The sequence below is a fragment of the Isoptericola sp. NPDC060257 genome (assembly GCF_042726645.1).
Classification (GTDB): domain Bacteria; phylum Actinomycetota; class Actinomycetes; order Actinomycetales; family Cellulomonadaceae; genus Isoptericola; species Isoptericola nanjingensis.
The window spans coordinates 14,150-28,007 of sequence record NZ_JBHXAW010000001.1; the positions used below are offsets into that span (position 1 = coordinate 14,150).

At 76.3% G+C, this 13,858-nt stretch carries 16 protein-coding genes; 7 read left to right on the top strand and 9 right to left on the bottom strand.

Annotation, left to right across the window (positions count from 1 at the left end; genetic code table 11):
• Positions 1-58: 58 nt before the first annotated feature.
• On the bottom strand, positions 59-643 hold the full coding sequence (locus tag ACFWEK_RS00085) for a hypothetical protein (RefSeq protein ID WP_430545963.1): 585 nt from the start codon (positions 641-643) through the stop codon (positions 59-61).
• Positions 644-725: 82 nt separating this feature from the next.
• Between ACFWEK_RS00085 and ACFWEK_RS00090 the strand changes: the two genes are divergently transcribed.
• Positions 726-1,904 carry an SLC13 family permease gene (locus ACFWEK_RS00090; RefSeq protein WP_430552667.1) on the top strand — a complete coding sequence of 393 codons (1,179 nt, stop codon included), beginning with the start codon at positions 726-728 and terminating at the stop codon, positions 1,902-1,904.
• A 33-nt stretch (positions 1,905-1,937) separates the two neighbouring features.
• Positions 1,938-2,405, top strand: a complete 468-nt coding sequence (locus tag ACFWEK_RS00095; protein WP_430552668.1) for a luciferase family protein — start codon at positions 1,938-1,940, stop codon at positions 2,403-2,405.
• Between the two features lie 12 nt (positions 2,406-2,417).
• On the opposite strand, the gene ACFWEK_RS00100 is transcribed toward ACFWEK_RS00095, so the two are convergent.
• A complete protein-coding gene (locus tag ACFWEK_RS00100) occupies positions 2,418-3,008 on the bottom strand; it encodes a phosphoribosylglycinamide formyltransferase (RefSeq protein ID WP_430552669.1) in 591 nt (196 codons plus the stop codon).
• A 23-nt stretch (positions 3,009-3,031) separates the two neighbouring features.
• Complete coding sequence (locus tag ACFWEK_RS00105; protein ID WP_430552670.1) at positions 3,032-3,406, bottom strand: VOC family protein; 375 nt, start codon at positions 3,404-3,406, stop codon at positions 3,032-3,034.
• A gap of 62 nt (positions 3,407-3,468) precedes the next feature.
• Between ACFWEK_RS00105 and ACFWEK_RS00110 the strand changes: the two genes are divergently transcribed.
• Positions 3,469-4,050: a 1-acyl-sn-glycerol-3-phosphate acyltransferase gene (locus ACFWEK_RS00110; RefSeq protein WP_430545958.1), complete on the top strand. Its 582-nt coding sequence runs from the start codon at positions 3,469-3,471 to the stop codon at positions 4,048-4,050.
• A 10-nt stretch (positions 4,051-4,060) separates the two neighbouring features.
• Here the strand turns inward: ACFWEK_RS00110 and ACFWEK_RS00115 are convergent, their stop codons facing one another.
• Positions 4,061-4,963, bottom strand: a complete 903-nt coding sequence (locus ACFWEK_RS00115) for an SDR family oxidoreductase (protein WP_430545957.1) — start codon at positions 4,961-4,963, stop codon at positions 4,061-4,063.
• Between the two features lie 103 nt (positions 4,964-5,066).
• Between ACFWEK_RS00115 and ACFWEK_RS00120 the strand changes: the two genes are divergently transcribed.
• Positions 5,067-5,630 carry a TetR/AcrR family transcriptional regulator gene (locus ACFWEK_RS00120; protein ID WP_430545956.1) on the top strand — a complete coding sequence of 188 codons (564 nt, stop codon included), beginning with the start codon at positions 5,067-5,069 and terminating at the stop codon, positions 5,628-5,630.
• Positions 5,631-5,640: 10 nt separating this feature from the next.
• On the top strand, positions 5,641-6,210 hold the full coding sequence (locus tag ACFWEK_RS00125) for a GNAT family N-acetyltransferase (RefSeq protein WP_430545955.1): 570 nt from the start codon (positions 5,641-5,643) through the stop codon (positions 6,208-6,210).
• Here the strand turns inward: ACFWEK_RS00125 and ACFWEK_RS00130 are convergent.
• Complete coding sequence (locus ACFWEK_RS00130) at positions 6,091-8,199, bottom strand: hypothetical protein (protein ID WP_430552671.1); 2,109 nt, start codon at positions 8,197-8,199, stop codon at positions 6,091-6,093. The genes ACFWEK_RS00125 and ACFWEK_RS00130 overlap by 120 nt on opposite strands.
• 107 nt (positions 8,200-8,306) lie before the next feature.
• On the opposite strand from ACFWEK_RS00130, the gene ACFWEK_RS00135 reads away from it, so the two are divergent.
• On the top strand, positions 8,307-8,603 hold the full coding sequence (locus ACFWEK_RS00135; RefSeq protein ID WP_430545953.1) for a hypothetical protein: 297 nt from the start codon (positions 8,307-8,309) through the stop codon (positions 8,601-8,603).
• An 86-nt stretch (positions 8,604-8,689) separates the two neighbouring features.
• Here ACFWEK_RS00135 and ACFWEK_RS00140 read toward each other — a convergent pair whose 3' ends face one another.
• A complete protein-coding gene (locus ACFWEK_RS00140) occupies positions 8,690-9,580 on the bottom strand; it encodes a universal stress protein (RefSeq protein WP_430552672.1) in 891 nt (296 codons plus the stop codon).
• Between the two features lie 177 nt (positions 9,581-9,757).
• Here ACFWEK_RS00140 and ACFWEK_RS00145 point away from each other — a divergent pair, with 177 nt between their 5' ends.
• Positions 9,758-11,476, top strand: coding sequence for a GAF domain-containing protein (locus ACFWEK_RS00145; RefSeq protein ID WP_430552673.1), 1,719 nt, complete (start codon positions 9,758-9,760; stop codon positions 11,474-11,476).
• On the opposite strand, the gene ACFWEK_RS00150 is transcribed toward ACFWEK_RS00145, so the two are convergent.
• The 3 genes from ACFWEK_RS00150 to ACFWEK_RS00160 all read right to left on the bottom strand — a co-directional run bounded on the left by ACFWEK_RS00150 (position 11,431) and on the right by ACFWEK_RS00160 (position 13,849).
• Complete coding sequence (locus tag ACFWEK_RS00150) at positions 11,431-12,108, bottom strand: response regulator (protein ID WP_430545950.1); 678 nt, start codon at positions 12,106-12,108, stop codon at positions 11,431-11,433. The two genes, ACFWEK_RS00145 and ACFWEK_RS00150, sit on opposite strands and share 46 nt — an antisense overlap.
• Before the next feature lie 56 nt (positions 12,109-12,164).
• On the bottom strand, positions 12,165-13,406 hold the full coding sequence (locus ACFWEK_RS00155) for a dipeptidase (RefSeq protein WP_430552674.1): 1,242 nt from the start codon (positions 13,404-13,406) through the stop codon (positions 12,165-12,167).
• Between the two features lie 83 nt (positions 13,407-13,489).
• A complete protein-coding gene (locus tag ACFWEK_RS00160) occupies positions 13,490-13,849 on the bottom strand; it encodes an RNA-binding S4 domain-containing protein (RefSeq protein WP_430552675.1) in 360 nt (119 codons plus the stop codon).
• Between the last annotated feature and the right edge of the window lie 9 nt (positions 13,850-13,858).

Below are 13,858 nucleotides of genomic sequence, written 5' to 3' on the forward strand. Positions count from 1 at the left end.
CGCCGGCGACGCCCGCCCGGCGAGCCCCTGATCAGGCCGGACGGGCGCCGCAGGCAGCTCATTGCGGCGCGGCGAGGTGCTCCTCCCACGGCAGCGGGGTGACCGGGTGCGGCGGGTGGTCCGACGCCCGCAGGGTCAGGTCCACGACGGCCGCGCGCACCCGCGCCCACTCGGCGTCGCCGCCGGAGCCGCCCCGCCCGTCGGAGGCCTGCGCGACCTCCAGGATCTGGCGCAGCACCAGGACGGCGCGCGCCCGGTCGACCCGGTCCGCGGTGCCGGGCCGGGTGGCGGCACGCACGACCTGGGCCGCGAGGGCCGCCCCGCGCGACCCGGGCTCGAGGGGCTCCGACGTCGCCAGGCGCACCGGCACCGGGGCCGCGCGCAACGACCACCGTGTGCCGGACGGGTCGTGCGCCACGATCCGCGTCGGGCCGCGCAGCAGCGACGCCACCAGCAGACCGTCGGCGACCAGCACCGCGACCCCGCCCGCCGCCAGCCCCCAGCCGGCCGGCTGCGGCCCCGAGACGTCGGTGAGCATCAGCACGCCCAGCCACACGACCCAGACGGTGGCGCAGCCGAGCGCCACGAGCGCGAAGATCAGGGGCGCGGAGGCGTCCCCGGGGCGTCGGCGTCGAGTGCTCATACCCCTCAGTTGCCGGCGGGGGGTCGATCACTACATCGTCGGTCGATACGGCTGAGGTCGGGCCGGCGTCTACGCTCGGCCCGTGACACGCCCCGCGCGACGGCTCCTGCCGCCCCTGTGGGTGCCCGCCCTGGTGCTCGTGGTGGTCCTGCCGCTGTCGGGGGCGCTGCCGGCCGCCGAGGCCCGCGCCCTCGCCGCACTGACCGGGCCGGTGCTCGGCTTCGTCGTCCTGCTCACGGTGGTCGCCGAGCTCTGCGCGGGCGCGGGGTTGTTCGACGCCGTCGCGGACGGCGCCGCGCGACTCGCCCGCGGGCGGGCGCCGGCGCTGTGGCTCCTCGTGGCCGCGGTCGCGGCCCTCTGCACCGTCGTCCTGTCCCTCGACACGACGGCCGTGCTGCTCACCCCGGCCGTCGTGGCCGTCGCCCGCCGCGCCGGCCGCGACCCGCTCCCCCTCGCGCTCACCGTGCTGGCGCTCGCCAACACGGCATCGCTGCTGCTGCCGGTCTCCAACCTCACCAACCTCATGGCCGCACCGTCGTTCGACGCCGGGTACCTCGGCGTCATGGTCGCGCCCGCCGCCGCGGTGCTCGTGGTCGTGGTCGCCGCGCTCGCCGTCCTGCACGCGCCGGCGCTGCGCGGCACGTACGCCCTGCCGGAGCCTCGCCGGGCCGCCGACCCGGTGCTGCTGTGGATCGCGGGGGTCGTCGTCGTCCTCATGGGTGCCGGCTTCGCGGCCGGGCTGCCGGTCCTGCCCGTGGCGCTGGGCGCCGTCGTCGCGCTCGGGGCGGCGACGGCGTGGCGCCGGGTGCCGCTGCTCGTGCCGGTCCGCGAGCTCGTGCCGTGGCGCACGGTCGTGGTCACCGCCGGCCTGTTCGCCGCCGTCGGCACGTGGCACGCGCACGGCCTCACGGACCTGCTCACCCCGCTCGTGGGCACGGGCGACGACGCAGGGTCCCTCGCCCAGGTCGCCGCCGTCGGCGCGGCGTCGGCGAACGCGGTGAACAACCTGCCCGCCTACCTGGCGCTCGCCCCGACCGTGACGGGCGACGACGCCCGGCTGGCGGCGCTGCTCGTCGGCGTCAACGCCGGGCCGCTGATCACGCCCTGGGCGTCGCTCGCCACGCTGCTGTGGCTCCAGCAGTACCGGCGGCACACGTTCTCCGCCCCGGCGGGCCTGATGCGCCGCGTCGTCACCCAGGGCGCCGTCGTGGCGCCGCTCGCCGTCGCGGCCGGCGTGCTCGCCCTGGCTGTCGTGGGCTGACGTCCCGGCTGCCGGGGCGGGTACGGTGCCACCGTGCCGACCTCCCCGCACCTGACCACCGCCCGCCCGGGCGACCGTCCTGACACGTCCGACGAGGGCCCGCACCGCCAGCTCACCCAACGCTCGTCCCCTGCGCTGTGGGGCGATCTGGTCGCCCGCGTCTTCGCGCTCGACGGCGTCGTCGAGGGCCACAGCCAGGTGTCGCCGAAGTCCTCGCGCGCGGTCTTCCTCGCCGACCTCGAGCGGGAGCGGGAGCCGGCGACGAACCTCGCGCCGGGCCGCCGCCTCGAGCCGGTGCACCTGCACGGCGTGACCGACACGAGCGTGCACCTGGTGCTGCCGCACGAGCGCGGCGAGGAGCTCGTCGCGCTCGGGTGGGCGGAACCGCACCAGTACGAGGACTTCGGCACCGAGTACATGATCTACGGCCCGCGCGACGCCGCGGAGGTCGACGCGGTCGTGTCCGTCGTCGCCGAGAGCCTCGCCTTCGCGCGCGGCTGAGGCCTGACCCGCTCAGGGGCGCCAGGCCTGCAGCACGTCGACGAGGAGCGCCTTCTCCGCGGCCTGCACCCGGGCGCGCAGGGCAGGCACGTCGTCGCCGGGGAGGACCGGCACCTCGGTCTGCGCGACGACGGGTCCCTCGTCGTAGTCCGCCGTCACCACGTGGACCGTCGCACCGGAGACCGTGCGGCCGGAGGCCAGGACGGCCTCGTGCACGTGGTCGCCGAACATGCCGGCGCCGCCGAACTCCGGCAGCAGCGCAGGGTGCGTGTTGAGGATCCGACCCTGGTAGCGGGCGAGGACCCGCGGCCCGAGCTTCTTCATGTACCCGGCGAGCACCACCACGTCGGCCCCGGCGCCGTCGAGGGCGGAGAGGACGGCGGTGTCGAGGTCGCCCGGGCCCGGGTGCGTGACGCCGCTGAGGTGGGCGGTCGGGACGCCGTGCCGCCGGGCGACGTCGAAGATCCCTGACCGACTGTTGTTCCCGAGCACGAGCCGCACGTCGGCGGCGCCCGACCCCAGGACGTGGTCGGCGGTGCTCCCCGCGCCCGACCCGAGGAGGGCGACACGGAGCGGGACGAGGGGGCTCGCGGCGGCGGTCACGGCACGAGCCTGCCAGTGCCTGGTCAGGCCGTCGCCCACACCCCGAGCTCGTTGCCGCTGGGGTCGAGGAAGTGGAAGCGGCGGCCGCCGGGGAACTCGTACGGGCCCTCGACCACCCGACCCCCCGCGGCCGTCACGCCGGCCAGCGTCGCGTCGAGGTCGTCGGAGTACAGCAGGACGAACGGCCCGCCCCGGGAGACGTCGGCGGCCTCCGCGAGGCGCAGCCCGCCCGCCTCGGCAGGCGCCTGCTCCGCGGCCGTGCGGATGCCCGCGTACCCCGGCCCGTAGGAGACGAACTCCCAGCCGAAGGCCGCGGCGTAGAACTCCCGGGCCGCCGCGAGGTCGGTCACCGGCAGCTCGAGGTAGTCGATGGTGTGGTGGACGCCGTGCTCGCTCATCCCGGCAGCATGGCGCGGCCCTCCGACACGGGTTCTGCCAGACGGGCCGGTAGAGTCGCCCGATGCTCAGAACCCTGCGGCGGGCGCTCGCCGGCACCTACTGGCGGCTCAGCCGCTGGACCCTGCGCAGCGAGCCCGCCCCGGCGCAGGCGGGCGTGCTGGTGGGCGCGCCGCACACGTCCAACTGGGACTTCGTCCTCATGCTCGCCATCGCGTGGCGGCTCGGCCTGGACGTGCGCTGGCTGGGCAAGCACACCCTGTTCGCCGGCTGGCGCGGTCCGCTCATGCGCGCGCTGGGCGGCATCCCCGTGGACCGTCGCGACCCCAGCCGCGTGGTCGACGACGTGCTCGCCCACGTCCGCGCCGGCGAGGTGTTCCACCTCGTCGTCACGCCCGAGGGCACGCGGTCGGGCGACGGGTGGAAGTCCGGCTTCTACCGCATCGCCCGGGCCGCGGACCTGCCGGTGACGCTCGGGTACGTCGACCGCACCACGATGACGACCGGCCTCGGCCCCACCCTCCGCCTCACCGGCGACGTGCGCGCCGACATGGACGACATCCGCGCGTTCTACGCCGACAAGGCGGGCCTGCGCCCGGCGCTGCGCACCGAGCCGCGGCTGGCGGACGAGGACCGGCAGGGCTGACGCCGCCGAGTCAGCCGCGCGCCACGTGGTCGTAGGCGCCGGCGGCAAGGTCCTCGACCAGGGTCGGGCCGACGGGCTCCCAGCCCAGCCGCTCGCGGGTGATCGCGCTCGACGCGACGGCGTCCATGCCCCAGAACCGGCTGAGCCAGCCGAAGTGTGCGGCCGAGTCCGCCGGGTCGACGGAGACGGCGGGCACCCCCACGGCGCGGCCGATCGCCTCCGCGATCTCGCGGGAGGGCACGCCCTCCTCGGCGACGGCGTGCACCGCGGACCCCGCGGACGCCTTGTCGACCGCGAGCGCGACGAGGCGCCCGGCGTCGTCGACGTGGACGGCGGGCCACCGGCCCGACCCGTCGCCGACGTAGCCGGAGACCCCCCGTTCGCGCGCGATCCGCGTCAGCACGGCCGTGAAGCCGTGGTCTCCCACCCCGTGCACGGTGGCCGAGAACCGCAGCGCCACCGACCGCACGCCGCGGTCCGCGGCGTCGAGGGCCAGGCCCTCGGAGCCGCCGCGCGGGGCGTCCGGGCCGGAGAACACGGACCTGTCGTTCTCGGTCATCCTCACGCCCGGGGTCCCGACCAGGCCGGAGGCCAGCAGGAGCGCGCGGCCGCTGCCCGCCAGCTCGTCGACGAAGGTCGCGACGGCGGCGCGCTCGACGCGGCCGGCACCCACGTAGTCGTCGAAGTCATGCTTGAAGGCCAGGTGCACGACGGCGTCGGCGTCCTTGGCGCCGGCGCGCAGGCTCTCCAGGTCGTCGAGCCCGCCGCGATGGACGGTCGCACCCAGGGCCTCGACCCGGCGCGCGGAGTCGTCCGAGTAGCCGAGGCCGACGACGTCGTGCCCGGCGGCGATCAGGTGGGGAACGGTGTGGGAGCCGATCCAGCCGGAGGCTCCGGTGACGAAGACGCGCATGGGTTCTCCTCTCGTGGGCCGCAGCGCGGCCCGTGATGTCAGTTGCTGACATCAACCACGCTACACCTGCATGTCAGCAACTGTCATCACTAGACTGTCCACCATGGCCCGATGGGAACCCGACGCGCGCGGGCGCATGACGCGCGCCGCGCTCGACCTCTACGCCGAGCAGGGGTTCGAGCAGACCACGACCGCGCAGATCGCCGAGCGCGCCGGCGTCACCGAGCGCACGTACTTCCGGCACTTCGCCGACAAGCGCGAGGTGCTGTTCGACGGCGGGCACGAGCTCGAGGCGGCCGTCGGGGCGGCGATCACCGCCGCGCCCGCCGCCGACGACCCCCTCGACGTCGTCGGCGAGGCCGTCGCCACCGCCGTCGAGGTCCTCGAGGAGCGCCGCGAGTTCGCCGCCCGCCGCGCCGCCGTCATCGCCGTGACCCCGCGCCTCCAGGAGCGGGAGCTCCTCAAGCTCGCCGCGCTGCGCGACGCCGCCGCGGCAGCCCTGCGCGACCGCGGGGTCCCGGAACCCGACGCCTCGATGGTCGCCGAGGCCGGCGTGGGCGCGTTCCGCGTCGGGTTCGAGGCGTGGATCGCCTCCGGGCAGGCCCGCCCGGTCGCCGACGAGGTGCGGTCCGCGCTCGCGGCACTGCGGGCCCAGGCCCGGGGCTAGGCTCGCCGTCGTGCCCGCGACCGGAACGCCCTCGACCCCGTCCGGCGCCCCGCTGCCCGCCGGCGTCGCCCTGCGCCTGCTGCGCCCCGACGACGGCCCGGCGCTCGCGGCCGCGTACACCCGCAACCGCACGCACCTCGAGCCGTGGGAGCCCGTGCGGCCGCCGGAGTTCTACGACGGCGACCGGCAGGCCGCGCTCGTCGCCACGGAACTGCGGTCGCACGAGGACGGCCGGTCGGTGCCGCTCGTGCTCGAGCGCGACGGCGAGGTCGTCGGCCGCGTGAACCTGTCCGACATCGTGCTCGGGGCGTTCCGCAACGCCCACCTGGGCTACTGGGTCGACGCCGCGCTCGCCGGGCGCGGCGTCATGACCGCGGCCGTCGAGGCCGCGTGCGCGCACGCCCGCGACGACCTGGGCCTGCACCGCGTCCAGGCGGCGACCCTGCTGCGCAACGCGGCGTCACAGAAGGTGCTCGCGCGGACCGGTTTCGACCGCATCGGCACCGCGCCGTCCTACCTCCGGATCGCCGGCCGTTGGCAGGATCACGCCCTCTTCCAGCGCATCCTCCACGACGACTGACCCCGCTGCGGCACGGTCCGCGGCCGCCGGGTCTACGGCCGCGGACCGACGTCGACGGCGCACCACGAGCGCGGCCATCCCGCCGGCCGCCGCCAGCACCAGCACGACCAGGCCGGCACCGGCGGCCGTCGAGAGCCCGGCCCGGTCCGACGCGGCGCCCGCGCGCTCGGCCGCCGCGTCCAGGTCGCCGGCGGCGAGGTCGTCCCGCGCCCGCTCGGCCGACCGGTCGACGCCGAGCACCAGCGCCCCCAGCTCCGTCACCGGGTCGCGGTCCGCGTCCGACGCGCGGACGGCCGCGCCGACGCGCGTCGTCACCTCGGCGGCCCGGGGCAGCAGGGTGGCGAGCTCCGCGTAGGCGTCGGCGTCGGACGCGCCCTCGTAGGCCGCGCGCACCGCCGCGGGGACGCCCAGCCCGGCCTCCTCCGCGGCGGCCTGGACGGCGCCGGCGTCCCGTGCCGCGCCGTCGAGGGCGGACCGCACGTCCTTCGCCTCGCCGAACTCCCAGCGGGTCATGGCCGTGCGCAGCCCGAGCGGCGGCGCCCAGGCGCCGTCGGCCTCGTCCAGGGCCGCGTACGCCTTCCGCGCGGCGGCCCGGGGCTCGAGCACGGCCTTCTGCTCGGCGTCGAGCACCCACGTGCGCAGCACCTTCGGGGCACCGGAGACGCCGCCCCGTTCCTCCACCAGGTCGAGGAAGCGCCGCCAGTCGGTCCGGCCGCCGTTCTCCTCCATGGAGCCCGGGCGCTCGTACGCGCTCTCCCCCGCCTGGGCCGCCGAGACCACCGCGGTGAACGCGTCGTCGTCGAGCCCGCCCAGCAGCTTCCGCACCACGGTGTACGACGCCGCGTACCCGTACTGCTCGGCGTCCGCGTCCAGCTCGCCCGGGTGCGCGTCCCAGGCCGACAGGGGCACGGCGACGTCGGCGTGGCGGTCGGGCGTCGACCACGGGTCGCTCGACGCGCCCGTCCGCTCCACGACGCGCTGCGCCACCACCTCCGTCACCCCCTCGGACAGCCACCGCTCCGTGAGGCGGTCCGGGTTCAGCCAGGCGTGCCCGAGCTCGTGGTAGAGCGTCGCGGAGTCGAGGTCCTCCGGGATGACGATCTCGTCCTTGTCCGGGTCGAACCACGCGTACCCCAGCACCTTGGGCGACACGTCCTCGCGGATCGTGTCGAGCCCGCCGGGCCACGGCCGCCCGACGAGGTCCTCCAGCACCGGCAGGCCCTGCCGCAGCCGCTTCGCCACGAAGCCGGTCCACTTCTCGTCGCCCGGGAAGCTCTGCAGGGTGAGCGTCGTGCCGCCCACCTCGACGTCCTTCTCGTCCGCCTTCTTCGGGTCGCGCGCCGACACGACCGCCCAGATGCCGTCCTTGTCCGTGTTCTCCGTCGCCGTGTACGTGACGGTCTTCCCGTCCCGCTCCGACCGGAACGCGTCGGACGTCGCGTCGAACGTCATCGACGCCGGCAGCACCACCTCGACCGTGGTCCGGCCGACGTCCCCCACGCCCGACGCCGCGAACGTCGCGAAGCCGTCTCCCACGCGCGTGTAGTCCTTCGAGCGCACGGGCTCGCCCGGGACGACGAAGCTCCACTCGATGGTGCGCGTCTGTCCGTACCGCAGCGGCGCGAACGTCGCCACGGCGTACCGGGTGCTCGGGTCCTCGGTCGCCTCGAGCCGCACCGGCAGGGCGGCGCCACCGCTCGTCGCGCGCACGTCCTCGGCGCCGGCCGGCACGGCGATCGAGTAGCTCGTGAAGTAGTAGTACGTCAGCCCGCGGTCGGGCGTGACGTTGCCGATGGTGGTGGTCGTCGTGGCCCGCAGCTCGGTGTCCTTCGCCCGCAGCACGTACCGGCTGTGCGACTCCTCCGTGAGCCCTTCGTCGGCGACGGCGACCGGCCCGGCCAGCAGGAGGGCGCCGGTCAGGCCGACGCCGAGGAGGGCGGGCAGCAGGTGCGGCGCGGCACGTCGGCGCTGCGCGGGCGAGGGGATCATCGCGCGCATCCTTGCGCCTGCCCTCGGCGCGCCGCAAGCCCGTCCGGGGTGCGCGACGTCGTCCCGTGCGGTAGACCGGAACCCGTCGGGCCGCGGAGGGGGACGCCATGGGTACTGACAGCACCGGTGCCGGCGAAGGCACCCCCGGCACGGACGCCGGCTCGCTGACGATCGCCCTGCTCACGGCGTGCTCGGAGCCCGACCTCGGCATCCGCTCGCGCGTCGTGCAGGAGCTGCTCGACGAGGCGAGCGTCGACCCCCGCCTCGCGCGCGAGGTGATCACCACCATGCTCACCGCGTCGGTGATGTCCCTGCGCGCATACACCGACGCGACACGGCGCGACCCGAGCGACGTCCTGCGCGCGCTCGGCACCAGCTGGTCGCAGCGTTCCCTCAGCGCCTGAGCGCCCGGGACCCCGTACCTCCCCCGGCCGCTCGGGTTCCTGCCGCCGCGGCCCGCCGGGGGAGTCGACGGGCGCGCGGCGGCAAGCTAGTCGTGCACCACCGCCACGGCGCACGGCGCGTGGCGCACGATCCGGTCGGTCCCGCCGCGCGCGCGGCCGACCTGCAGCGAGGCGGCGCGACCGCTGGTCACCACCAGGTCGTCCGACCGCAGCGCGGCGAGCAGCGCGCCCGGCGCGACGCCGCCGCGCGTCTCGACCGTCCAGTCGACGGCGGGGTACTTCTCCCCCCACCGCGCGACCCGGGCCTCGAGGTCGGCCCGCGCCTCGGCCCGCAGCCGCTCCAGCCACGCCAGGTCGCCGTCGGTGACGCCCGCGAACATCCCCTCGTCGGCGGAGTGCGCCGCCGTGAGCGCCACGCCGGCGCGGTCGGCCTCGTCGAACCCTGCCTCGAGCACCCGGTCGGAGGACTCACGGGGGTCGACGGCGACGACGACGCGGCGCGGCTCCAGGGCGCGGGCGGCCCGCGGCACGACGACCACCGTGCCGGGAGCCAGCGCCGCCACGGTGGACGAGATCGAGCCCATGGGGACGCGGTCGAACGTGCCGACGCCCCGGCGCCCCACCACCACGACGGCGCCGCGGCGGGCGTGCTGCACGAGGACGGCGCAGGCGTCGCCGCGCACGGCCACGAGCTCGACCCCGCCGGGCGCCGCGCCGGTCGTCCGCGCCGGTGCGGTGCGCTCGTACCTGACCCGGGCCCGGGCGACCAGCGCCTCTGCCTCGACCCTCGGGTCCGGCCCGCGTGCCGCCACCAGCCCGACGCCGACCGGCTGGGCGTAGGCGTGCACGACGACGAGCCGAGCCGCCAGGCGCACGGCCTCGCCGGCCGCCCACGCCATCGCGTGGTAGCCGCCCTCCGAGCCGTCGACACCCACGACGACGTCCCGGACCAGTCCGTCCACGCTGCTGATCGCCATGGCGTCCCCCTCCGACCGCACCAGTGGGCCACGCGCGTCGGGGCGTCCGGCAGTGCCGAACGCCCCGACGGCCCGGCCGATGGTCCCGATCCGGACGACCGGGACAACGCGCGTGCAACTGGCAGTGCTCCTACCCTGTGTGCCGTGAGTCCGCGGCAGGGTCGCCGGGAGCGGGACATGGACGTCCTTCTGGACGCCGTCGTGTCCGTCGGGCGCGGTCTCGAGCTGGAGACGACGCTGCACCGGGTGGTGCAGGCCGCCGCCGCGGTCGTCGACGCCCGCTACGCCGCCCTCGGCGTGCTCGGGGACGCGGGGCGGATCGCCCGGTTCCTCACCGTCGGCATGTCCGAGGAGGAGATCCGCGCCGTCGGGCCGTACCCGACGGGGCACGGCCTCCTCGGCGAGCTCATCCGGCACCCCGTCCCGCTGCGGCTCCCGGAGATCGCGGCGGACCCGCGCTCGGTCGGGTTCCCGCCGCACCACCCGCCCATGCGCAGCTTCCTCGGCGTGCCGCTCCAGGTGCACGGGGAGCCGTTCGGCAACCTCTACCTCACCGAGAAGCACGGCGGCGGGCAGTTCACCGAGGACGACCAGCGGCTCCTGGAGGGATTCGCGACCGCCGCGAGCTTCGCCGTCGAGAACGCGCGCCTCTACGAGGAGACGCGGCTGCGGGAGCGGTGGCTGCGGGCCGACGACGAGATCGCGCGGCGCCTGCTGTCGGGCGAGGACCCGGACAGCGTGCTCGACCTCGTCGCGGCAGAGGCGATCAGCGTGTCCGCAGCCGACACGGCCGGGATCGCCGTGCCGGTGGACGACGACCCGGCCCGGGAGCTCCCCGCCCTCGTGGTCCGCTCGGCGGTCGGGATCCGGGCGGAGAGCCTGCGCGGACAGGTGCTGAGCCCGCCGCGCTCGTTCAGCGCGATGGCGTTCGTCGACGGGCGGCCCGTCGTCACCGCCGACGCCACCACCGACGACCGCGCCGACGTCGCCCTGCACCCGGACGGCACGCTCGGCCCGGTCGCCGCCTTCCCCCTCGTGGGCCGCGGGCGACGGGCGCGCGGCGTCCTCGTCGTCGGGCGCGTGCGCGGCGCCGACCCCTTCCCGACCGTCGTCGTCGAGGCGCTGGGGGCGTTCGCGAACCAGGCAGCCGTCGCGCTCGAGCTGGCCGAGCGGCGCGCGGACGCGGCCCGGCTCGCCGTGGTGCGCGACCGCGACCGCATCGCGCGCGACCTGCACGACCTGGCGGTCCAGCGCCTGTACGCGACCGGGCTCTCCCTGCAGACCGTCGACCGCCGCCTCGCCGCCCCCGGCCCGCTGGACCCGGAGGAGATCCGGGAGACGGCCGGCCGGGTCGGGTCGGCGATCGACCAGATCGACGAGACGATCGACCTGATCCGCACCACGATCCGCGGGCTGCGCGACCCGGGCGGCGACCTCCCGCACCGGGTCGGCACACGCTCGCTCCTCCTGGCGGAGGCCGACGCCGCGACCCACGCGCTCGGCTTCGCCCCGACCGTCCGGTTCGAGGGGCCGATCGACGCCCAGGTGCCGTCCACCGTTGCGGCGCACCTCGTGGCCGTGCTGCGGGAGAGCCTGTCGAACGCGGCGCGGCACGCGCGCGCCACGCGGGTGCGGGTCGGGCTGCGCGCCGACGGCGACCTCCTCCTGACGGTCGTCGACGACGGCGTCGGGATCGCCGCCGACGCGCCTCGCAGCGGGCTCGCGAACCTCTCCCGCCGCGCGTCGGAGCTCGGCGGGTCGTTCGAGGTGCAGCCGGGCCGGGCCGGCGGCACGGCGCTGCGCTGGCGGGTACCCCTCGTGCCCGGTCGCAGCAGCGTCGCCGCCCCGGGTCAGGAGGCGGACGGTCTCTCGGAGTCGTCCGGCTGGCCGAGCTGATCGAGCCGCGCCGCGAGGACCGCCGCCTGCACCCGGCGCTCGAGGCCCAGCTTCGCCAGGAGGCTGGACACGTAGTTCTTCACCGTCTTCTCGGCGACGAACAGCTCGGCGCCGATCTGCCGGTTCGTCATGCCCTCGCCGATGAGGACCAGGATGCGCCGTTCCTGGGGGGTGAGCTCGCCGAGAGGGTCGTCGGCCTCGGTCTTCTCACGCAGCCGCGCCATCACCCGGCCCGTGGCCCGCGGGTCCAGCATGGAGCCGCCCGCCGCCACGGTCCGGATGCCCGCGACCAGGTCGGTGCCGCGCACCTGCTTGAGCACGTAGCCGGACGCCCCGGCGAGGATCGCGTCGAAGAGCGACTGGTCGTCGTCGAACGACGTGAGCATGAGGACCGCCACGTCGGTGCGCGACCGCAGCTCCCGGCAGACGGTGACCCCGTCGCCGTCGGGCAGGCGCACGTCGAGGACGACGACGTCCGGCCGCACGGCAGGGACCCGCGCGAGGGCCTCGGCCGCCGTCCCGGCGGTGCCGACGACCTCGAGGTCGGCCTCCATGCCGAGCAGGTCGGCGACGCCGCGGCGCACCACCTCGTGGTCGTCGACGAGGAACACCCGCACGGGCGCGCCGGTCATGGCCTCACGCTAGCCCTTCGGCACCCCCTCGGCCGGGCAGCCGTCGCGGGCAACCGTCAGGAGCCGCCGTCGAGGTCCTCGAGGCGCGCCACGCTGGGCTCCCGCTCCGCCCGCAGCCGGGCCGCGACGTCCTCCGCCCCGCGCAGCGTGCGCAGCACGTTGCCGCTGGTGAGCGCGCCGAGGTCGGCGTCCGACCAGCCGCGGTCCGCCAGCGCCGCCAGCAGGGCCGGGTAGCCGGAGACGTCGCGCAGCTCGTCCGCGAAGCCGCCGGCGCCGTCGTAGTCGCCGCCCAGGCCGACGTGCGCCGCGCCCGCGACCTCGCGCACGTGCTCGACGTGCGCGACGACGTCGTCGAGCGTCGTCGGCGGCTTGGGGTGCGTCTCGGCCCAGGCGGTGGAGAACCGGTCGAACTCGGCGTAGTCGTTCGGCGCGATACCGGCGGCCCGCGCGGCCTCACCGGCCTGCGCCCGCCACTCGCCGATGGCCGGGGTGACGAAGCTCGGCACGAACGTCACCATGCACACGCCCCCGTTGTCCGCGAGGCGCGCGAGCACGTCGTCGGGCACGTTGCGCGGGACGTCGCAGACGGCGCGCGCGGAGCTGTGCGAGAAGATCACCGGGGCCTCGGAGACGTCCAGGGCGGCGCGCATCGTGCCCGCCGAGACGTGCGACAGGTCGACGAGCATGCCCAGCCGGTTCATCTCGCGCACCACCTCGCGGCCGAACGGCGTCAGGCCCGCGTTCTCGAACCGGCCCGGATCGAAGCGCCCGTCCGCGGGCCGGTCGTCGGTGGCGGACTCCGCCCACGGGTTGTGGTGGTTGTGCGTGAGCGTCATGTAGCGCACGCCCAGCTCGTACAGCATGCGGAGCGCGCCCATCGACGAGTCGATGGACTGCCCGCCCTCCGCGCCCATGAGCGACGCGATGCGGCCCTCCGCCCACGCGGCCACGACGTCGTCGGCGCTCGTCGCGAGGCGGAAGTGCTCCGGCCAGCGCGCGACCATCCGGTGCACCGCGTCGATCTGCTCGAGCGTCGCCGTGACCGCCGCGCTGCCGGGCAGGTTCGACGGCACGTAGACGGACCAGAACTGGGCGCCCACTCCCCCGGCCCGCAGCCGCGGCACGTCGGTGTGCGTGCGGCCCTCGGTGCCGGCCTCGACGTCCAGCCGCGCCCAGTCGTACGCGACCTGGTCGCGGGCCTCCCACGGCAGGTCGTTGTGCCCGTCCCAGACGGGGTGCTCGCGCAGGAGCGCGGCGATGCGGTCGGCGTGGTCGTCGTGGTCAGGGGAGCTGGTCATCTCCCGCACGCTACCGGGCCCACCCGCCGACCGGTCAGGGCCAGGAACATGAAGATGTGCACGTGGTCCTGACAGGTCGGGGGTCAGCGGTGGCCGCCGCGCAGGCGGTCGATCTCGCGGCGCTCGCGCTTGGTGGGCCGGCCTGCGCCGCGGTCGCGGACGCCGACGGCCTCGCGCTCCTGGCGGGTAGGCATCGGCGGGCTCTCGTCGCGGTACGCCTTGACCGCCAACGGGGCGCCCACCCGCTTGGGCAGCAGCTCGACGACGACGACCTTGCGGTCGCGGAGCGGGTCACGCCAGGTGACGGTGTCGCCCACGGTGACGGACGTCGACGGCTTGGCCACCGTGCCGTTCACCCGCACCCGCCCCGACCGGAGCAGGGCGGCCGACGACGACCGGCTCTTGAAGAGCCGCACCGCCCACAGCCACACGTCCGCGCGCACGACGCCAGC